Here is a 20,350-nt window from a genome sequence, read left to right on the forward strand (position 1 = left end):
TAGCCGGCCGGGACGGTCACCCGGCCAGGTGATCCCCGGCCGGGTCGGAACGGTGGAGTGTTTCGGCCGCCACCGGGGATGTTAACCGCCCGAGTGCAGCGGAGGTTGCGATGGCCCATGACGTCCCGGTCGAGCGTCGAGCCCCCACCGGGCGGACGTTCTTCGGTCATCCCCGGGCACTGGCCACCCTCTTCCTCACCGAGATGTGGGAGCGGTTCAGCTTCTACGGCATGCGGGCGATCCTCGTGCTGTACCTCACCGCCGAGGCCGCCGACGACGGGCTGGGCCTGAGCGACTCCAGCGCCAACGCGGTCTACGGCACGTACAACGCGATGGTGTACCTGATGGCGCTGCCCGGCGGCTGGGTCGCCGACCGGCTGATCGGGGCCCGGCGCAGCGTGCTGTGGGGCGGGGTGGTGATCGCGGCCGGGCACTACGTGATGGCGGTGCCCACGCGGTGGAGCGTCTTCGCCGGGATGACCCTCATCGTCCTGGGCACCGGCCTGCTGAAACCCAACATCTCCACCATGGTCGGCGCCCTGTACGACCGGGACTCGCCGCGCCGCGACGCCGGCTTCTCGATCTTCTACATGGGAATCAACCTGGGTGCGTTCATCGCCCCGCTGATCACCGGCTTCCTCGGCGAGAAGATCAACTGGCATCTGGGGTTCGCCGTCGCCGCGGTCGGGATGACCTTCGGCGTGATCCAGTACGCGCTGGGCCGGCGCAACCTGGGCGACGCCGGGGACCGCCCGGCCGATCCGCTGCTCGGCGCCGACCGCCGCCGGGCGCTCACCCGCGCCGGGGTGGTGGTCGCGGTGCTCGTCGTGCTCGTCGCCGCCCTGGCGCTGGTCGGGCTGTTCACCGTCAACACGGTGGTCAACGCGCTCACCGCCGTCACCGTGCTGGTGACCATCGGCTACTTCGCCCGGATCATGACCGACCGGGAGCTCAGCGCGACCGAACGCAGCCGGATGAAGGCGTACCTGTGGCTGTTCGTGTTCGCCGCCGCGTTCTGGCTGATCTACGACCAGGCCGGGTCGGTGCTGAACATCTTCGCCGCCGAGCGCACCGACCGGGACGTGGCCGGCTTCACCTTCCCGGCGTCCTGGCTCCAGTCGGTCAACCCCATCCTGGTCATCATCGGGGCGCCGCTGTTCGCGCTGCTCTGGCTGCGGGTGGGCAACCGGGTGTCCACGCCGGTGAAGTTCGCCGTCGGCCTGGTGCTCAACGGCCTGTCGTTCGTGCTGATGGCCGCCGCCGCGCAGGCCGCCGTCGGCGGTGACCTGGTGTCCCCGTGGTGGCTGGTGGCGGTCTTCGCCATCCAGGTCGCCGGTGAGCTGTCGCTGAGCCCGGTCGGCCTGTCCGCCACCACCAAGCTGGCGCCGGTGAAGTACGCCAGCCAGATGCTGGGGCTGTGGTTCCTCGCCACCGCCGTCGGCGACGCGATCGGCGGGCAGGTGGCGCGGCTCGCCGACGCCTGGTCCGAGTCGACCTACTTCCTCACCTTCGGCCTGGCGTCGGTGGCGTTCGGGCTGGGCGCGGTGATGTTCGCCCGGCACATCCGGGCGCTGATGGCCGGCATCCACTGACCGCCGGGTCAGCGGGTGGCGTCGTCGGGAGTGGCGGCGCCGAGCCGGGCCAGCGCCAGGGCCAGGTCGCTGACCTGGTCGCCGAGCTGCGCCACCCGCCGCTGGGCCAGGTCACGGTCGGTCTCGGCGGCCTCCAGCCGTACCGTCAGGGCGGTGAGCCGGCCCTCGGCGGTGGCCGCGGCCTGCCGGGCGGCGGCCAGCTCGGCGGTGAGGGTGTCGCGTTGCGCGGCCGTGGCGGTCAGCTCCGCGCGGAGCTGCGCGGCCAGCTCGGCGGCCTCCTGCCGGGCGTCGTCGGCCTCCCTCGCGGCGACCTGCGCGCGGTCGCGGGCCCGGTCGGCCTGCTCCCGGGCCCGGGCCGCGTCGGCGGCCTCCGTGCGGGTCCGGGCGGCGTCGGCGCGGGCCTGGTCGATCTGGCGCCGCACGTCCTGCACCTCGGCCTGCCATCGCCCGGCCCGCTCGGTCGCCTCGGCGGCCGCCCGGGTGGCCCGTTCGGCGTCGGCGCGCACCGCGTCGCGCTCGACGGTCAGGTCGGCCACCCGCTGGCGTTCGGTGTCGCGGTCGGCGCGCAGGTCGCGCAGCTCGTGGCGCGCCTGGTCGCGGTCCCGCTCGGCCTGGGCCCGCAGGGCCTCGGCGGCGCTGGCGTCGTGCCGGGCCTGGTCGCGGGCGGCCTCGGCGCGCTGCGCGCGCTCGTCGGCCGCTTCGGCCTGCTGCCCGGCCCGCTCGGCGCGCTGTCGGGCCTGCTCGGCGGCGGCCGTCGCCTCGCGGGCCTGCTCGCGGGCGCGGGCCGCGTCGGCCGCCGCGTCCTCGGCGTCACCGCGGGCCTCGTCGCGTTCGGTCTGCGCCGCCGCGATCTCGGTGGCGGCCTCGGCGCGGGCCTGGGCGAGCTGCCGCTGCACACCCACCGGGGACAGTTCGGCGTGCAGCGCCTCGGTCAACGTCTCGACGATCTGGTCGAGCCGGTCCACCGCCTCCCACGTGCGCGCTACCTGACCGGGCAGGCCCGGGGCGTTGCGGTGGCGCATCCGGCTGTTGCGCGAGGCGCGCTGACAGGCGCCGTCGTTGTCCCGGCAGTAGCGGAACGGCCGACCCGCGCCGACACGCTGCGGCACCGGCCGTCCACAGTGGGCACATGGGCGGGTTTCGGCGGGGGTGGGCTGGGCGTCCATCGAGGGCGAAGTCTAGTGCCGGGCGGTCGGTGGGTCAGCTCGCGGCCCGGGCGGTCGCGTCCAGGGTGTAGCGGCGTTGCAGCAGCAGCGCGGCGAGCATCGCCACGGCGGGCAGCAGCCCGAACCCGTAGCGGACCGCCGCGAGCGCCGCGTCCGGCTGCACCGGCGACTCACCGGCCGTCGAGGCCACGAACCCGCCCACGGCCAGACACAGGGCGTACGCGTACGGGCCGAGGGCCGCGCCGGTGGCCTCGGTGGCCGTCCACACGCCGGTGTAGGTGCCGGCGCCGGCCGCGCCGGCCGCACCGATCACGTCGGGCAGCATCGAGAACGGCAGCAGCTGCATGCCGGCGAACGCCACCCCGAGCACCGCCACCGCGCCGATCAGTACCGGCAGGCCGGCCGGTCGGCCCACCGCCAGCACCAGCGAGCCGGCCGCGAACGCGCCCTGCGCGCCGAGCAGCGCCCGCTGCTTGCCGACGCGTCGGGCCAGCAGCAGCCAGAGCGGGGTGACCAGCAGCGCCGGCGCGACGAAGGCGGCCACCAGCACCGTGGTCAGAGCGGGCGCGCGCAGCTCGTACTCGGCGTAGTAGGGCACCCCGGCCAGCACCAGGTGCGTGGTGGTGGACATGGCCAGGTAGGCGGCGACCAGCCAGCGGAACTGCCGGTCGCGCAGCGCGGTGCGCAACGCCCGCCACCCGCCGTGCGCCGCGGGAGCGGCCGCCGCCGCGGAGCCGCGCAGCCGGGCGATGCCGGCGACGCCGACCAGCATGGCGGCCAGCATCCCCACGGCCAGGACCACGCCCATCCGCTGGTAGCCGGCGCGGGTCGCGGCGTTGCCGCCGGTGAGCAGCGGGGCCAGCAGCCCGGAGACGAGGATGCCCAGGGTCAGCACGACCATCCGGAACGCCATCAGCCGGGTGCGTTCGTGGTAGCCGATCCGCAGGTCGGCCGGGGTGGCCAGGTAGGGAACCTGGTAGGCGGCGAAGAGCAGGTTGCCGGCGACGAAGAACACCGCCACCCACGCGGCGGCCGGTGCGCCCGTCAGCCCGCCGGGCACCGCGAAGAGCGCGGCGAACGCGACCGGCAGGGCGCAGCCGAGCAGCAGCAACCGCCGCCGGTCGCCCCGTCGGGTCTGCTCGACGTCGGCGCGGTGCCCCACCCACGGGTGCAGCAGCACGTCGGCGACCTTCGGCAGCAGCAGCGCGAGGCCGGCCAGCCACGGCTCGACGGCCAGCACGTCGGTGAGGAAGTAGAGCAGCAGCAGGCCGGGCACGGTCACCCAGACACCCATGCCGAGCGAGCCGGCGGCGAAGCCGGCCAGCGGGCCGCGGGGCAGCGTCGCTTCGGTGGCGGCAGCGGGCCGCCGGTCGAGCCCGGTCATCGCCGCATCCTCTCCGCAATCCAACGGTTGCTGGATTCTAGGGGCAGAATGGCGGCCATGACCATGCCCCGACGCCGTCCGGGTCGGCCCCGCCGCGACGAGAGCCGGCCGACCCGCGAGGTGGTGCTCACCGCGGCCACCGCGCTCTTCGCCGAGCGCGGCTTCGACGCCGTCGGGCTGCGGGAGGTCGCCGCCGCCGCCGGCGTCGACGTGGCCACGGTCGCCCACCACACGGGTACGAAGGCCGCGCTCTACGACGCCTGCTTCGCCCGGGTCTTCGCCGCCGAGCGGGAGGTCCTGACCGAGGCCGCCGTGCAGGCCCGCTCGGCTCTCGACGCGGGGCCGGACGCGGCGCGGCGCGCCCTGCACGACCTGGTCGACGTGTTCGTGGACTTCCTGGAGGACCGCCCGGAGACCACCGCGCTGTGGCTGCGCCGCTGGCTGGAACCGCAGCGGCACGCCGAGCTCGACCAGCGCTACGCCGAGCCGCTGTACCGGCTGGTGACGGAGCTGCTCACGGCTGCCGCGGCGGCCGGCGCGCTGGTCGAACCGACCCCGCACATCACCGTGCGGAGCCTGGTCTGGGCCGCGCACGGGCACGTGGTGGCGCTGGCGGCGGGCGCGCCGGGCGCCCGGGAGCGGCGCGAGTTCCGGGTGTTCGTGCACCGCTTCCTGGACGGGCTGTACGGACCGCCGGCCCCTTGACGGGCCCACCCGCTCACGACGATTATCCATCGGACGTTGGATTAAGTGGGGGCAGCGATGGGCGTACGACCCAGGGCGGTGGTGATCGGCGCCGGCGCGGCCGGGCTCGCCGCGGTCAAGGCACTGCGCGACGCGGGCGTGCCGGCGGTCTGCTTCGAGGCCACCGACCAGGTCGGCGGCCTCTGGGTGTACGGGGCGCCCGACTCACCCGCGTACCGCACGCTGCACCTGAACACCAGCCGCGGCCGCACCCAGTTCGCCGACCACCCGATGCCCACCCACTGGCCCGACTACCCCGACCACCGACGGATCGCCGGCTACCTCGCCGACTACGCCGACCGCTTCGGGCTGCGGGACACCATCCGCCTGCGCCACAGCGTCGAGCAGGTCACCCAGGATCCCGCCGGCACCTGGACGGTGCGGGCGAGCGGACCCGACGGGCCGGTCGAGGTCACCGTCGAGGCCGTGGTCGTCGCCAACGGCCACAACCGGGCGCCCCGACTGCCCGACCCGCCGTACCCCGACACCAGCACCGCCGAACAGCTGCACAGCCACGACTACCGGGGCCCCGAGCAGCTGGCGGGCAAGCGGGTCCTGGTCGTCGGGGGCGGCAACTCCGCGATGGACATCGCCGTGGACGCCTCCTACGCGGCCACCCGCACCCTGCTGTCGCTGCGCCGAGGCGTCTGGGTGGTGCCGAAGTACCTGCTCGGTCGCCCGTCGGACACCCTCAACGGGGCGCTGGCCCGCCGGCTGCCGTGGCGACTGCGCCAGCGCATCAGCCAGGCCATGCTCACCACCACCGTCGGCAGTCCCGCCCGCTACGGGCTGCCCGCGCCGACCCACGGCTTCCTGCAGGACCACCCGACGCTCTCCGACGGGCTGCTGTCCCGGCTGACCCACGGCGCCATCGAGGCCCGCCCCGGCGTCGCCGCCCTCGACGGCGACCGGGTCGAGTTCACCGACGGCCGCAGCGACAGCGTCGATCTGATCATCTGGTGCACCGGCTACCGGGTGGAGATCCCGTTCCTCGATCCGGTTCTGCTCGGCGGGGGCGCCGACAGCCTGGCGCTGTACCGGCATGTGTTCCACCCCGACGCCCCCGGCCTGACCTTCGTCGGACTGATGCAGTCCACCGGGTCGGCGTTCCCACTGGTGGAAGCCCAGGCCAAGTTGATTGCGGCGCAGCTCGCCGGCCGGTACGCGCTGCCGGACCCGGAGCGGCAGCGGGCCGTCTGCCGTGCCGAGCTGCGGGCCGCGACCGCCCGCTGGGGCCAGCGCCGCCCGGCGATGCGCGTCGACTTCGACGCCTACCTGGCCGAACTGACCCGCGAGCTGACCGCCGGCGCCCGCCGCGCCCGCGCCGCCACGCCGGTCGGAGCGGGGCGGTGAGGGGCCGGGCGGTGAACGGACTGAACGGCCGCCGGGTGCTGGTGACCGGGGCGAGCGGCACCTTCGGCCGTCACCTCGGCGCCGCGCTGACCGCCGCCGGCGCCCGGGTGGTGGGGCTCGACCTGCACGCACGGCCCGACGACGACCTGCCGGTGCTCGCCTGCGACCTGACCGACCCGGCCGCCGTGCCGCCGGCGGTGCAGGCCGCCGTCGACCGGCTCGACGGCCTCGACCTGCTGATCAACAACGCCGGAGTCGGTGGACCCGCCCCGGCCGAGCTGCCGCCCGACGAGGTGGTCCGCCAGCAGCTCGAGGTCAACCTGCTGGCCGCGTGGCGGACCACCGCCGCGGCGCTGCCCGCACTGCTCCCCGCACGGGGACGGGTGATCTTCGTGGCCAGCCGGATGGCCGTGCTGCCGCTGCCGCTGGCCGCCGCGTACGGGGTCAGCAAACGGGCCCTGGTCGCGTACGCCGACGCGCTGCGCCACGAGGTCGGCACCCACGTCGGGGTGAGCGTCATCTACCCAAGCATGGTGGCCTCACCGATCCACGACAGCACCGCCGAGGCCGGCCTGTCCCTGCGGGGCGTGTCCCGACCGGAGCCCGTCGAGGGGGTCGTCGCGGCGATCCTGCGCGCCGCCACCGCCCGACGGGCACCCCGGGACGTGGCGACCACCACGCGCGGGCGCCTGGAGATGGCCGTCGGCCGGCACGCTCCCGCGCTGGCCGACCGGCTGGTACGTCGCACCCTCGCCGCCCGGCTCGCCGCCGGCGACCTGGACGCCGCGCCACTGGCCGCCGGAATGGTCCGCCGGCACCGCGACCTGGGCGACTGAAGCGCGACTCAGGGGGTGGCGATCGCGGCGCGGGAGCGGTCGGTGGCGATCCGGACAGCCAGCGCCGCCAGCGCCGTGCCCGTCACCCACTGCTGCACCCGCAGCCAGACCGGCCGGCGGGCGAAGAATCCGGCCAGCGCGCCCGCGCTGAGCACGATCAGCGCGTTCACGCTCAGCGCGACGGCGATCTGAGTCAGGCCGAGCAGCAGGCTCTGCGCCGCGACGTGTCCCCGTCCTGGATCGACGAACTGCGGCAGCAGCGAGACGTAGAGGATGGCGATCTTCGGATTGAGCAGATTGGTGACCAGGCCCATGGTGAACAGCCGTCGCGGCCGGTCCGGCGGCAGCGGCGCGGGCGTGAACGGGGAGTGCCCACCCGGGCGCAGCGTCCGCCACGCCAGCCAGAGCAGGTAGCCGGCCCCCGCCAGCTTCACCACCGCGTACAGCGTCGGCACCAGGACGAAGACGGCCGCCAGCCCGGCGACCGCCGCGGCCAGGTAGACGCCGAACCCGGCGGCCACCCCGAGCAGCGAGACCATCCCGGCGCGGCGGCCCTGCGCCACCGAACGGGAGACCAGGTAGACCATGTTCGGGCCGGGCGTGAGCACCAGCCCCAACCCCACCAGCGCGATACCCAGCAGCGCACCCGCACTCACCATGACGACCCCCCCGTCGCACCGACACCCGCACCGACCGTAGGCCGGGCGGCCCTCCCGGCACAGGGCCACCTGCCACGCCGTGGCCTGCTGGTGCGGAACCGGACGTCGCGGCGGAAACCACGTCCGGCGGGTGACGACGGGAATGGCAGCCGGCCCGACCGCGCTGACCGTTGCGGTGCGCATCGCCGGCCGGAGGCGGCGCGTTACGGTGGCCAGGGAGGTGCCGCAGGGTGACCGAAGCGTGGGAAGCCGCCGTGGAGGCGCAGATCCAGGGGGCCGTGCAACGCGGCGAGTTCGACGACCTGCCCGGCATGGGCAAGCCGATCCCCGGCCGCGGAATGCCGTACGACGAGTCGTGGTGGATCAAGAGTTTCCTGGAGCGCGAAGCGCTCCCCAGCGACCTGCTGCTGCCCACGCCGCTGCAACTGCGCCGGCGCATCGACCAGGTCCCCGACGAAGTGCGTGACCTGCCCACCGAGCAGTCCGTCCGAGACTTCGTGGGTCAGCTGAACGCCCAGATCGTGGCCTGGCTGCGTAACCCCGAGGGCCCCCGGGTGGCGGTGCGGCCGGTGAACGTCGACGAGGTGGTCCGCCACTGGCGCGCCGAACGCTCCTCGCGTGAGCGCTCCGCGCCCACCACCCCGCCGCTCAACGCCGCGCCCGCCGTCGCACCGGCACGCCGGTCCTGGTGGGCGTGGCTGCCGTGGCGCCGCCGCCGGGCGCACTGATCCGCCCGGCGGATGCCCCACCTCGTCACTCGTTGTGCAGCACCTCCGCGATCGTCAACCGCGCCGCGGACCGGGCCGGGAGGAGCGCGCCGAGAACGGTGATGGCGAGGCCGGCGCCGGCCAGCAGCGCCAGTCCGCCGGGCTGCCACACCTGAAGCAGTGCCTTCGCGAGGCTCAGGTTCGCCGCGTCCGCCGTGATCGGCACCACGACGCGGTGGGCGAGCATCCCCAGCGGTACGCCGAGCAGCCCGCCGAACACCCCCAGCGCCGCCATCGACGTCACCATCATCACGACCACCTGTCGAGGCGTCATCCCGATCGACTTGAGCATGCCCAGGTCCCGACGGCGGTCACGGGTGTTGAGCACCACCGTGTTGAAGACGCCGAGCGCAGCGACGAGCCCGAGCAGCAGCGTGAGCACCGTCGACAGCGCCACGACCGCCGTCGTGTACGAGTTCGAGCCGCTGTTGTCCCACACGTCGAGCCCCGGGTCGGCGGTGCGGATCGCGGCGAGGTACCGCCCGGTGTCGGTGCCCGGAGCCACGGCGAGCGCGTAGTACATCTCGTGCGGGAGGATCCGGTAGTCCGGCGCGAGGCGTTCGAACGTGTCCCACCCGGCGACCATCCTCGGCCACCCGGGCGCGGTGGACATGATCTCACCGACGACGGTCACCGACCGCTCCCGGTCGCCGAACCGCACGATAACCCGGTCACCGACGGCCAGCCCGTGGTCGTGCAGCACCGTCGACGGCGCGACGACCTCATCGGCAGCGCGCAGCCAGCGCCCGGTGACGATCTGGTCCGCAAAGCCCATGGCCGGCACGTCACCCCGGACGAAGTACACGGTCGCCGGCTCCCGGTCGCCGACGATCGAGACCTCCAGGTCCAGTCCGCCGGCGACCCGCGTCGTGCCGGGCACCGAGCGCAGCAGCTGCTCCACCTCCGGCACCGACCGCTGCGTCACCGGCTGACCCCCGTCCGGGCGCAACGGTCGTACCGCGATGGGGGTGTCCTTCAGGTCGGTGAGATCGGAGTAGCGGCGCACCGTCTCCGACATGCCCGTCGCGAAGGTCACGGTGACCACACCGAGCACGACCGCCGCCATCGTCAGCGCCGTCCGGGCCGGGCGCGCGAACGGCAGGCCGAGGCCCAGGCTGACGGCGCGGGGCAGCCGGGTGCCGCCGAGCGCCCGCTGCACCCGCAGCGCGCGGCCGGGCCGCGGCGCACTGCCGGCGCTGATCGCCTCGGCCGCCGACAGCCGGTACGCGCGCAGCGCCGGCACGAGTGCGGCCAGCAGGACGACCGCCGGCGCTCCCACCAGCGCGGCGACGTCGATCCACGGCGCCACGCCGACCTCGGAGCCGAAGCCCAGCCCCAGGAACGCGGACCGCAGCAGCGGGCGGGCACCCAGGTCGCCCAGCACCGTGCCGAGGACGCAGCCGACCACGGCCGGCACCGACACCATCGCGAGGTACACCGCGACCACCTGCCGCGGCGTGAACCCCATCGCCTTGAGGACGCCGATGTGCCGGTAGCCGGAGACGACCGCACCGCTGACGACGTTGCCGACGATGAGGACCGCCACGATCAGCCCCAGGACGCCGAAGACGACGAGGAACGGCACGTACGCGCCGGGCCCGGCGGCGATGGTCTCCTTGACCACAAGGTGCGACTCGGCGGCGACCAGCGCGTCCGGCGGCAGCCCGGCCCGCAACGCGGCGAGATGGCCCTCGACCTTGCTCGTGGTGCCGGCGTCGGCGAAGCGGTACAACATCTGGACCGTCGTCGGGCGCAGCGCGGCGATCCGGACCGGCGCCACCCAGGCGTCGGCGGTCCGGCTGATGCTGTAGGCCCGGCCGACCACGGTGAACGTCGTGCCGTCGGCGAGGGTGACCCGTTCGTCCTCGGGCCCGAACCGTGCCTGGTAGCCGGCGGCCGGCGGCGCCTCGTTCAGCACGATCTCACCCGGCCCAGTGGCCCAGCGCCCGTGCCAGATGTCCACCGTGTCGACCGGACCGCCCGGGTCGGCGCGCCCGACGACGGTGAGGGGGCGGCCCTGCAGGCGAGGTACGTTCCCGTCGCGGGACGTGTCGACGGTGGCCTGCCGGAACGGCCCGGCGACCGCCGTGACGTCCGGCCGGTGCTCGGCGAGCTGCGCGTCGGTGACAGCCGCGGCGTCGTACGTCGCGACGACGTGCGCGCCCCGGCGTTCCGCGAACGCCCGGTCGAACGGCGCCGACGAGGCGTCGAGCAGCGCGAGGGCGACCACGATGGACGCGGTGGACAGCAGCACGACAAGACCGATCACGAACGTCTGCAGCCGGCGGCGGCGTACCGCCGCGCGGGACGCCCGCCACACCGCGCTCATGCCTTCTCCAGGGTGCGCACACGGGCGATCCGGCCGTCGGCGAGCTCCACCACGCGGCTCGCGCACCGGGTGGCGAGCCGTTCGTCGTGCGTGACGATCAGCAGGGTCTGCCCGATCTGGTTGAGGTCGAGCAGCAGGTCCATCACCTGCTCGCCGGCCCGGCTGTCCAGGGCGCCGGTCGGCTCGTCGGCCAGCAGCAGCGCCGGCCGGTTCATCAGGGCCCGGGCGACCGCGACCCGCTGCCGCTCGCCGCCGCTGAGCGCGGCCGGGTACACGTTGCGCCGGTCGGCGATGCCCAGCTCGTCGAGCAGTTCCAGGGCCCGTTGGCGGGCCGGTCCGGCCTTGCAGCCGGTCAGCTGGGCGGCGAGGGCGACGTTGTCCAGCGCCGGCAGGTCGTCGAGGAGGTTGAAGAACTGGAAGATCATGCCGATCCGGTGCCGGCGGAACAGCGCGAGCCCGGTCTCGTTCTTGCGGCCCAGGTCCTCGCCCTGCACAACGACCGTGCCGGCGGTGGGCCGGTCCAGCCCGGCGATCATGTTGAGCAGCGTGGACTTCCCGCAGCCGGACGGGCCCATCACCGCGACGGCCTCACCGGCGCGGATCGACAGCGACACCCCGTCGAGGGCGGTGGTGTCGCCGTACTCCTTGTGGACTCCGTCGAGCTGTACGACGGTCGCGTCTGTGGTCATGGCAGGAAGCTACGGTCGACGGCACCGGTCGGGCATCCCTCCGGGGATGCAACTCGCCCAGCTCGTCATCCCGAGGATGTACGGCCGTGGACACGCAGGATGATGCGGCGCCGCGCGGCGGTCTGCGAGGGTATCCGGGTGGGAGCAACCTCGACGGCGTGGCTGGCCGCCGCCCTCGTGGTCGCCAGCGCGGGCGCGGGATGGCTGTGGCTGGCGCTGGCTCGGGCGCGACGGCTGCACCGCCGCGCCGTCGAGCGCCAGGGCTGGCTCCTGGAGCGGGAACGGGAGGGCGCCGCCCGCGCCGCCGTCGACACCGAACGCGCCCGGATCGCCCGCGAACTGCACGACATCGTCAGCCACAACGTCAGCATCATGGTGGTGCAGGCGGCCGCGGCGCGGGAGATCCTCACGACCATGCCCGGGGAGGCCGCCGCGGCCCTCGAAGCGGTCGAGGGCGCCGGTCGGGGCGCGATGACCGAGTTACGACACCTGCTCGGCCTGCTCGCGCCGTCGACCGACGGCCGGGAAGGCCCAACGGAGTCCGACGGGCAGGGCGACGACGGCACGCGGCTGGAGCCTCAACCGAGCCTCAGCCGGCTCGGCGTGCTCGTCGACCGGATCGCGTTCGCCGGGCTGCCGGTGGAGGTACGGATCTCCGGTGAGCCGCGCCCGCTGCTCCCCGGCATCGACGTGACCGCGTACCGGATCGTGCAGGAGGCGCTCACCAACGCGCTCAAACACGGTGACGGCGGCAGGGCCGAGGTGACGATCCGATACGCCGAACGATCCCTGCGGGTCGAGGTGCTCAACGCCGGCCCGAGTGTCCTGTCGGGCAGCGCCACGGTGCCACGGGCGCGGCGCGACGGTGACGGCGCCGGCCGCGGCCTGCTCGGGCTCCGCGAGCGGGTAGCCGTCTACGGTGGCGACCTCGACGCGCGCCGACGCCTCGGCGGCGGCTACCGGGTCCGGGCCCGCATCCCGCTGGACCGGCCGTGACACCGCCGGGTTCCACCGCCACGCCGCGCGTCGTCATCGCCGACGATCAGGAGTTGATCCGTACCGGCTTCCGGCTGATCCTGACCGCGCGCGGGATCGACGTGGTGGGCGAGGCGTGCGACGGCGCCGAGGCGGTGGCCGTCGCACGCCGACTGCGACCCGACGTCGTGCTCATGGACATCCGGATGCCGGTCATGGACGGGTTGGAGGCCGCTCGCCGCATCCTGGCGCAGAGCCCGCAGTGCCGGGTGCTCATGCTGACCACGTTCGACCTCGACCGGTACGTGTACGCGGCCCTGTCCCTCGGCGCGAGCGGCTTCCTGCTCAAGGACGTCACCGCCGAACACCTCGCCAACGCCGTCCGGCTCGTCGACACCGGCGACGCGCTGCTCGCCCCGTCGATCACGCGGCGGCTCGTGGAGCGCTTCGCCGTCGCCGACCAGCGCCCGGCCGAACAGCCGGGGCGCCGCCGCGACCTCGAAGCGTTGACGCCTCGTGAGCGTGAGGTGCTGACGCTGCTCGGCCGTGGCCTGTCCAACACCGAGCTGGCGCGGGTCCTGACGCTGAGCGAGGCGACGGTCAAGACCCATGTCGCCCGCATCTTCGCCAAGCTGTCGCTGCGCGACCGGGCGCAGGCGGTGGTCGTGGCCTACGAGGCAGGTCTGATCACCCCCGGCGAGGTATAGGCGTGCAGAATGTGCGGATGCCGATCGAGCTTCGAGCAGTGCACACCTCGGCGCCGGACCTCGTCCTGCGGCCCTGGCGCGCAGACGACCTGGATGCGCTGATCGAGGCGTACCGGGATCCGGTGCTGCAACAGTGGACCCGGTACCCGGTGACCACCGCCGACCAGGGGCGGCTGTGGCTGGAGCGGACGCGACAGGACTGGGACGACGGCCGGCGGCTCAGCTTCGCCGTGCTGGAGGACGGCGCCGACGGTCCACAGCTGGTGGCGAACGTGGTGCTCAAGGGAGTCACCCCCGGGGTGACGGTGGCCGAGGTCGGCTACTGGACGGCGGCGTGGGCCCGCGGTCGGGGCGTCGCCCCGCGCGCGGCCACCGCGCTGAGCCGGTGGGCGTTCAAGCAGTTCACCGGGCTGGAGCGCCTCGACCTGCTGCACCAGGTGGACAACCCGGCCTCCTGTCGGGTGGCGGAGAAGAGCGGCTACCTCTTCCAGGAGGTGCTGCCGGCGTATCCACCCTTCCCGCGCGACGGCCACCGGCACGCGCTGACCGCTTCCGGGCTGGTCGCCGCCACGGTGTCCGGCCGCGCCCGGTAGGGCGGGTCAGTCCAGCGCCGCTCGCCAGCTCCACGAGGTACGCCGCGCCCGACCGGGCAGTTCGCCACGGCCCGTCATCCACAGCAGCACCTCGGATGCGGCGCCGGCCGGGGCGTCCGGGAAGAGCCGCCGCAGCACCAGGGTGCTCAGCCGTTGCGGCGGCTGCCACGGCACATTGAGCCCGAGGGCGATGTCGTGCGTGTGCAGCAGGGTCTCGGCCACCCCCATCGCGGCGAAACCGGCCGGGTCGCACGGGCCGAAGTGCCACGCCCGCGCCTCGGGTGGGGCGGCGTCGACCGCGACGGCGAGCAGCCCGGCGCAGGCGCGCACCACGGTCAGCACCTGCGCCGGCGTCGCGTCGGGGCAGACCCGCAGGTCGTACGGCAGGTAGCCGTCATCGGGTCGGCCGGTGACCTGGCCGGCGTACCCGAGCAGGTCGTGCGCCACGTGGGCGGCGGTGATCCAGCAGCTCCAGGTCAGCGTGCCGGCCGGCACCGACCAGTCCCGCTCCCGGTGCGGGTCGAGCACCCGGTTCATCTCCTCGGCCGCGTCCCGCACGTCGGCGCCGTCCGTCCCTGCCACCCGTCGACCCTCGCAGCGCCCGCCGCCCACCGCAACGCGATTCGGCTCAGCTGCGCGCGGGCGACCACCCGTCGGCGACGAGCCGGGAGGCGTCGCCGCCCTCGCCGTGGAAGAGCACACCGTCCCGGTCCACCGCGTCGACCCGGTCGACGTAGACGCCGCGCCCCTGCCCGGAGACATCCGTGCTGCTGCTCCACCGCAGGTGGGTGGCCTGGTCGGGCAACGTCACGGAGACCTGCCACCAGACCCGGCCGCCGTAGCCGGTCACCGTGCCGTCGGCGCTCCACCGTCGCCCGCCGTCACGCAGCCGCATGGTTGCCGGCACCCACGTCTGCCCCCCGTCAGTGGAGACCTCGAACCGCGCGCTGTCGTAGCGGGGCTCGGTGTCGTACCAGAGCAGGAAACTCGCCGTCCCACCCCGCGCCGGCCGACGCAGCGGCGCGGTGAGAGTGCTCGTCGCGGAGTCGCGCGGCTCGGCCCGCCAGGCGCTGGCCGAGCGTGGGCGCACCGGCATCGCCTCGGCGAGGTCCCGCGCGACCGCGCGGCGGGCCACGTTGTTGCTGCCCCACCCCCGGTCAGGGTGCACCCGGTTGCTGAGCAGGATGACGAACGAGTGGGAGAGCGGGTCGATGACGATCGACGTCCCGGTGAAACCGGTGTGCCCGAAGCCCACCGGCGAGGACAGCCCCATCATGTACCAGTGCTTGTTCAGCTCGAAGCCGAGCCCGCGGTCGCTCTCCGGGTAGGCCGACTCCAGCGGCGCGTTGTAGTTGACCAGCATCGCGCGCACCGTGTCCGACCGCAGGATCCGGCGGCCACGGTACTCGCCGCCGTTGAGCAGTGACTGGCAGAGGACGGCCAGGTCCGCCGCGGTGGAGAAGACCCCGGCGTGCCCGGCCACCCCGCCCAGCGACCAGGCGTTCTCGTCGTGCACCTCACCCCAGACCATGCCGCGCCCGGCGTACGGCTGGTATTCGGTCGCGGCGATCCGGGACCGCCGCTCCGGGCCCGGGTTGTAGCCGGTGTCGGACATGCCCAGCGGCCCGGTCACGCCGTCGCGGACCAGGTCGGCCAGCGGCCGGCCGGTGACCCGTTCCACCAGCACGCCCAGCGCGATCAGCCCGAGGTCCGAGTAGACGTACCGGGAACCGGGCGTCGCACCGGCCGCCAGTGGCGTGGCGAGCGCGGCGGCGAACCGCTCGGCCGGCGTCGGGTACCTGCTCCACAACGCCGTGAACGCGGGCAGACCCGAGGTGTGGGTGAGCAGCATCCGCACGGTGACCGTCTCCTTGCCGCCGGCGGCGAACTCCGGGACGTACCGGGCGACCGGCGCGTCCAGCTCCACCCGGCCCCGCTCCACCTGCTGCATGGTGACGATCGTGGTGAACAGCTTCGACACCGACGCCAGGTCGAAGATGGTGTCCGGCCGGGTCGCGATCTGCTGGTCGGCGGGGAGTTCCACGCCGACCAGGCCGGGCGGTGGCCCGACGGCGGCGTACCGCACCGCGCTGCCGGCGGCGGCGTGCTGCACGATCACGCCGTCCTTGGCCGCCAGGACCACCCCGCCGGCGTACGCCGGGTATCCGGGATGGTCCGGCGTCGGCTGAAGGTATCCGGCCAGGTCGGCCGGGAGCCGGTCCACGTGCTCCGGGAGCAGGCCGACCTGGCGGGCGTTGCCGCGGCGCAGCGTGTCGTGCCGGAACTGGATGTCGGCGGGGGTGACGGTCGGTGGTCCGGACGGGGCCGGGGGCGACGCCGCCACCCCGGTGGCTGGCAGCGTCGCACCCACGGCCACCAGGGCCAGGCCGAGCGCGAGTGAGCGGAGCGGACGACGGGTCGACCTGGTCATGACCGCACTCCTCAGTAGAGCAGGTAGGGCCGGCGCTGCCGGTTGAAGCTGGCCAACTCGTCGGCCCAGACGCCGACGACGTCGTCGACGTCGGCTCCGGCGTCGATCTGGGTACGCAGTCGCGGCGAACCGGTGAGCTTGTCGATCCAGTACGGACGCACCGCGTCCCACGAGTCGCTCCGCCAGGCGAACGCCGGGTACTTGTGCGCCTCCACCAGCATCGCCACCCCGGTGCGGATCGGGTCGTACACCGCCGGGTCGACGACCTTGACCTCCACGCCGGCGCAGAGCTTGTTGAGCAGCGCGGGCTTCTGCCCGGCCGAGGTCGGCGAGAAGTACGCCTCGCGGAACTCGACTCCGGGAAGGTTCCGGGCGTTGAGTCGGTCACCCCAGTGGTGGTCGAAGTCGGTCGCCAGCCCGCCGATCAGCTCGAACGGGCGGCACGTGCCGCGCCCCTCGGTGATCGACGCGACGCCCTCGAAGAGCCCGGTGCCCGGATAGACGAGCGCGGTGTCCGGGGTGGGCATGTTCGGGCTGGGCATCACCCAGGGCACGCCGGTGTCGGCGGCGAGGTCGTCGCGCTTCCAGTGCCGGCAACGCACCACGTGCAGGTCGACCGGTCGCCCCGCCTCGGCGGGCAGGAAGGTGGCGTTGAAATACCGGGCCAGCTCCCCGACGGTCATCCCGTGCTGCTGGATGATCTCCTTGAGGCCCACACCCGAGGTGTACGGGGTGGTCATCATCGGCCCGTACGCCCGCCCGCCGATTGGGTTGGGACGGTCCAGCACGACGTAGCGTCTGCCGACCCGGGCCGCGGCCATCATCGAGGTGTACATCGTCCAGATGTAGGTGTAGAAGCGGACCCCGACGTCCTGGATGTCGAAGACCACCGTGTCCACGCCGGCCTCGGTGAACATGGCTTCCCAGCGGGCCAGCGAGGCGCCGTACGCGTCGTACACCGGGATGCCCGTGCGGGCGTCGACGCCGGTGCCCTCGCTGCCGCCGGCCTGCGCGGAGCCGCGGAAGCCGTGTTCGGGGCCGAACGCCGCGACCAACTGCACCCGGCCGGAGCCGTGCATCAGGTCGACGAGGTGCCGGTAGGCCGCGTCGACGCCGGTCGGGTTGGAGACGACCCCCACCCGCTGGCCGGCGAGCTCGGCGAACCCCGAGGACACCAGCTCGTCCAGGCCGGTGCGGACCCGACGGCCACCGGGGCTGGCCGCCGCGGGCGTCACGGCCGCGCCGACGCCGAGCACCCCCGCGCCCGTACCGACCGCGCCGGCAAGGAAATTCCTCCGCTGCATTGGTTGCCTCCTACCAGCTCAGGCCGTGGCCGTAGGGGTAGAGCACGGAGCCCGTTCCCTCGGCCGTGGGGATCGTGACGGGCAGCCGCCCGCTCGGGGACAGCTCGCCGTGCAGCGCCCGGACGAGCGTGTCCATCGCCGCCCGGGTGTACGAGTAGGTCGCCAGGTAGGTGGTCACGCCCGGCAGGTACGCGATGTCGTAGGGATCGCGGACCGCCACGACGACCACGGGCTTCCCGGTCGCCAGCAGCGCCGCGACGAGGCGCTGCTGGGTGGCGCGCGGGTCGGTGACGGTGGTGTCCCACGCCTTGTTCACCAGCACGACGGTGAGGTCGTGCGCGGCGGCCTGGGTGGCCGCCGCGGCGATCACCGTGTCGGAGGGCAGGGTCGCAGGCCGGGCGGTGGCCCGGGCGCCGCGGGCGGTGAACCCGGCGGCGACCGTCGCGACCGGGGCGAAGGCGGCGCTGTCCCAGCCGGTGACCAGGACCGACCGGTCGGCGCGGGGCAGCGGCAGCACGCCAGCGTCGTTGCGGACGGCGGTGAGCGTCGGGTCGGTGACCCGGGTGACCGCGGCGAGGTGCTCCGGCGCGCCGACCGTCCGCACCGCCTCCTCGACGTCGACCAGCGGTGAGCGGGCCAGTCCCTGGCGGTACTTCATGCCGAGGATGCGACGCACCGACTCGTCGATCCGCCGTTCGGTGAGCTCGCCGCTGGCGACGGCGCGCAGCACGGCGTCCCGCGCCAGCGCGAGGTCCGGCGGCATCAGGAGCTGGTCGGCGCCGGCCTTGAGCGCCAGTACGGGCACCCGCTCGTCGCCGTACTTCGCCCGCACGCCGGCCATGTTGAGCGCGTCGGTGACGATGACGCCCCGGAAGCCGAGTTCACCGCGCAGCACTCCGGTGAGGATCGTCGGCGACAACGTCGCCGGGTCGCCGGAGGGGTCGAGCGCGGGAATGACGATGTGCGCGGTCATGATCGATTCGACGCCGGCTTTGATCGCGCGCCGGAACGGTGGCGCGTCGATGCGGTCCCACTCGGCGCGACTGTGGTTGATCACCGGGAGGCCGGTGTGGCTGTCGGTGGCCGTGTCGCCGTGCCCGGGGAAGTGTTTCGCCACGGCGGTCACCCGGGCGTCGTCCTGGAAACCGGTGACCTGGGCGGCGGTGAGGTCGGCCACCAGGGTGGGGTCGGCCCCGAAGGACCGGACGCCGATCACCGGGTTGCCCGCGTTGACGTTCACGTCGGCGATCGGCGCGTACGGCTGCCGGATCCCGACGGCGCGCAGCTCGCGCCCGGTGACGTCCGCCGACGTCCGGGCGGCCCGGGGTGACCTGGCGGCCCCCAGCGCCATCGCCCCGGGGAACTGGGCGGCGGGGGAGGGCATCCGCAGCACCGTGCCCTGCTCCTGGTCGGTGGAGATGAGCAAGGGCACGCGGCCCTTCGCGCCGTCGCCGAGGGCGGCCCGCTGGAGTCCGTTGGAGAGGGCGGCGATCTGGCGGGGACTGTCCAGGTTGTGTGACCAGGAGAAGTAGCAGACGCCGCCGAGGTGGTACCGCTCAATCACCTCGGCGGGTGTCTCCACACCGAACGCGGCGAGGTTCGCGGCACGGTCGGCGGCCGTGGGGCCTGTGGCGTCGCCACCGTAGACGTAGGTGGAGAAGAGCTGGCCCACCTTCTGTTCCAGGCTCATGTGCCGCAGCGTCGACGTGACCCAGCCGTGCTCGGCGGTCGAGGGGCGCACCGGGGTGGCGGCCTGGGCGGGGATGGGGGCGAGGGTGGCCGCCAGTGTGGCCACCAAGGTGGTCGCGGTAACGAGTCGGGTCTGCATAGACGCCTCTCAGTCCGGGTGGCTGAAACTTAGCTACGCGTCTAGCAATCGTCAAGAAGGTAACCTACAAATAGTGGCGGCGACCTCGTGAAGTTCGGGGTGACCCGCTGATCAGCCGGCCACCCCGGGTGCCGGCAAGAAACGTGTCACCAGCCGCAAACCACACGGATCGTGGAGATCTGGAGGTCCACGGGCGCGACCACCCGGAGGTTGGGGGCTGAGTCCATCAGGGACCAGCGTCAGAGCCGTTTCGGGTGTCCGGATCTGTCCTACCCGGCGCAACGGTGACGGTTGTCGGCGGTGGCGATCATCGAAAAAACGGCCAGGTCATGGGCCTCGCGCCCCTCCTGCTCGGCCATCCGCAGTGTGCCCTCCCGCTGGTACCCGGCCTTCTCGGCCACCCGCAGGGAAGCCACGTTGTCGACGCGACAGTGCAACTGAACGCGCCGCATTCCGCCCTCGGTGAGCGCCCACCGTCCAACCGCCCGGGCTGCCTCGGTCGCAAAGCCGCGACCTCGCTGACCGGTGTGTATCCCGTAACCGATCTCGGTGCGACCAGCCTCCCAGTCGGTGTCCCGCAACCCGGTACTGCCGACGATCTTGCCGGTGGTCTGCTCCACTATCGCCAGGTGTACGCCCTCGCCGCCCAATCGCCGCTGATGCACCTCGTCCGCCAGCCACGTGTCCACGTCAGCGACCGCCCCGGGGAAGCCCGGCGGCAGTGCCGTTCGATCCCCGGACGCCAGAAACGCCGCCACAGACTCGGTGTCCTGCGGACCGAACTCACGAATCTCCAACCCGCCGGAGATGATCTTCACTGGAGGAAACATGGTGTGCAGGGTAAGGCCACGCCCAGTGCGCAGCGCAGGGGATTTCGGTCCTGCCCCCAAGTGTGACCCCAGCCGCAAAGTAGCGATGAGCTGGAACAGGGGGGCGTACGGTCGATCGTCATGTCAACTGACTTCCGCTGCGCCCGTGCCCGCGGCCGCACTG

General features: G+C 73.8%; 18 protein-coding genes. 8 read left to right on the plus strand and 10 right to left on the minus strand.

The genetic code is table 11. The features are described from left to right. Positions 1-110: 110 nt before the first annotated feature. Positions 111-1,592 carry a peptide MFS transporter gene (locus BUS84_RS07485; protein ID WP_074309958.1) on the plus strand — a complete coding sequence of 494 codons (1,482 nt, stop codon included), beginning with the start codon at positions 111-113 and terminating at the stop codon, positions 1,590-1,592. Positions 1,593-1,600: 8 nt separating this feature from the next. Here BUS84_RS07485 and BUS84_RS07490 read toward each other — a convergent pair whose 3' ends face one another. Together BUS84_RS07490 and BUS84_RS07495 are read right to left on the minus strand one after the other, a co-directional pair. After that, entirely contained in the window at positions 1,601-2,758 is a 1,158-nt protein-coding gene (locus BUS84_RS07490) for a coiled-coil domain-containing protein (RefSeq protein WP_074309960.1), read from the minus strand. Positions 2,759-2,792: 34 nt separating this feature from the next. Next, a complete protein-coding gene (locus tag BUS84_RS07495; RefSeq protein ID WP_074309962.1) occupies positions 2,793-4,142 on the minus strand; it encodes an MFS transporter in 1,350 nt (449 codons plus the stop codon). Between the two features lie 57 nt (positions 4,143-4,199). Here BUS84_RS07495 and BUS84_RS07500 point away from each other — a divergent pair, with 57 nt between their 5' ends. Genes BUS84_RS07500 through BUS84_RS07510 form a run of 3 tightly spaced genes read left to right on the plus strand, consistent with a single transcriptional unit; the run spans position 4,200 to position 7,075 of the window. After that, entirely contained in the window at positions 4,200-4,847 is a 648-nt protein-coding gene (locus BUS84_RS07500; protein ID WP_244298425.1) for a TetR/AcrR family transcriptional regulator, read from the plus strand. A gap of 57 nt (positions 4,848-4,904) precedes the next feature. Further along, on the plus strand, positions 4,905-6,239 hold the full coding sequence (locus tag BUS84_RS07505; RefSeq protein WP_074309964.1) for a flavin-containing monooxygenase: 1,335 nt from the start codon (positions 4,905-4,907) through the stop codon (positions 6,237-6,239). A gap of 11 nt (positions 6,240-6,250) precedes the next feature. Beyond that, positions 6,251-7,075 (plus strand): SDR family NAD(P)-dependent oxidoreductase, encoded by an 825-nt coding sequence (locus BUS84_RS07510; protein ID WP_208869544.1) that lies wholly within the window; start codon positions 6,251-6,253, stop codon positions 7,073-7,075. 8 nt (positions 7,076-7,083) lie between these two features. Here the strand turns inward: BUS84_RS07510 and BUS84_RS07515 are convergent, their stop codons facing one another. Further along, positions 7,084-7,734, minus strand: a complete 651-nt coding sequence (locus tag BUS84_RS07515) for a LysE family translocator (RefSeq protein ID WP_074309969.1) — start codon at positions 7,732-7,734, stop codon at positions 7,084-7,086. A gap of 230 nt (positions 7,735-7,964) precedes the next feature. Here BUS84_RS07515 and BUS84_RS07520 point away from each other — a divergent pair, with 230 nt between their 5' ends. Then, on the plus strand, positions 7,965-8,462 hold the full coding sequence (locus BUS84_RS07520; RefSeq protein WP_074309971.1) for a DnaJ family domain-containing protein: 498 nt from the start codon (positions 7,965-7,967) through the stop codon (positions 8,460-8,462). Between the two features lie 25 nt (positions 8,463-8,487). Here BUS84_RS07520 and BUS84_RS07525 read toward each other — a convergent pair whose 3' ends face one another. Further along, complete coding sequence (locus BUS84_RS07525) at positions 8,488-10,830, minus strand: ABC transporter permease (protein ID WP_074309973.1); 2,343 nt, start codon at positions 10,828-10,830, stop codon at positions 8,488-8,490. After that, positions 10,827-11,519, minus strand: coding sequence for an ABC transporter ATP-binding protein (locus BUS84_RS07530; RefSeq protein WP_074309975.1), 693 nt, complete (start codon positions 11,517-11,519; stop codon positions 10,827-10,829). Before BUS84_RS07530 ends, BUS84_RS07525 begins: the two co-directional genes overlap by 4 nt. A 102-nt stretch (positions 11,520-11,621) precedes the next feature. Between BUS84_RS07530 and BUS84_RS07535 the strand changes: the two genes are divergently transcribed. From BUS84_RS07535 to BUS84_RS07545, 3 genes are read left to right on the plus strand one after another with little or no spacing between them, the layout of a single operon-like run. Continuing rightward, positions 11,622-12,515 carry a sensor histidine kinase gene (locus BUS84_RS07535; protein ID WP_084757441.1) on the plus strand — a complete coding sequence of 298 codons (894 nt, stop codon included), beginning with the start codon at positions 11,622-11,624 and terminating at the stop codon, positions 12,513-12,515. Further along, the gene (locus BUS84_RS07540; RefSeq protein WP_074309977.1) at positions 12,512-13,201 is read left to right on the plus strand and encodes a response regulator; all 690 of its coding nucleotides are present in this window, start codon (positions 12,512-12,514) and stop codon (positions 13,199-13,201) included. The genes BUS84_RS07535 and BUS84_RS07540 overlap by 4 nt, the downstream gene beginning before the upstream one ends. 17 nt (positions 13,202-13,218) lie before the next feature. Beyond that, on the plus strand, positions 13,219-13,794 hold the full coding sequence (locus tag BUS84_RS07545) for a GNAT family N-acetyltransferase (protein WP_074312270.1): 576 nt from the start codon (positions 13,219-13,221) through the stop codon (positions 13,792-13,794). 6 nt (positions 13,795-13,800) lie between these two features. Here BUS84_RS07545 and BUS84_RS07550 read toward each other — a convergent pair whose 3' ends face one another. The 5 genes from BUS84_RS07550 to BUS84_RS07570 form a co-directional block, all read right to left on the minus strand. Continuing rightward, complete coding sequence (locus tag BUS84_RS07550; RefSeq protein WP_074309979.1) at positions 13,801-14,376, minus strand: maleylpyruvate isomerase N-terminal domain-containing protein; 576 nt, start codon at positions 14,374-14,376, stop codon at positions 13,801-13,803. Between the two features lie 46 nt (positions 14,377-14,422). Next, positions 14,423-16,225: a serine hydrolase domain-containing protein gene (locus BUS84_RS07555; RefSeq protein WP_074309982.1), complete on the minus strand. Its 1,803-nt coding sequence runs from the start codon at positions 16,223-16,225 to the stop codon at positions 14,423-14,425. Positions 16,226-16,236: 11 nt separating this feature from the next. Next, positions 16,237-17,529, minus strand: coding sequence for an exo-beta-N-acetylmuramidase NamZ family protein (locus BUS84_RS07560; RefSeq protein ID WP_074309984.1), 1,293 nt, complete (start codon positions 17,527-17,529; stop codon positions 16,237-16,239). Positions 17,530-17,539: 10 nt separating this feature from the next. Continuing rightward, a complete protein-coding gene (locus tag BUS84_RS07565; RefSeq protein WP_084757275.1) occupies positions 17,540-19,357 on the minus strand; it encodes a glycoside hydrolase family 3 protein in 1,818 nt (605 codons plus the stop codon). 269 nt (positions 19,358-19,626) lie between these two features. Further along, a complete protein-coding gene (locus tag BUS84_RS07570) occupies positions 19,627-20,187 on the minus strand; it encodes a GNAT family N-acetyltransferase (RefSeq protein ID WP_074309986.1) in 561 nt (186 codons plus the stop codon). Positions 20,188-20,350 lie beyond the last annotated feature (163 nt).

The sequence above is a fragment of the Micromonospora cremea genome (assembly GCF_900143515.1).
In the GTDB taxonomy this organism is placed as follows: Bacteria; Actinomycetota; Actinomycetes; order Mycobacteriales; family Micromonosporaceae; genus Micromonospora; species Micromonospora cremea.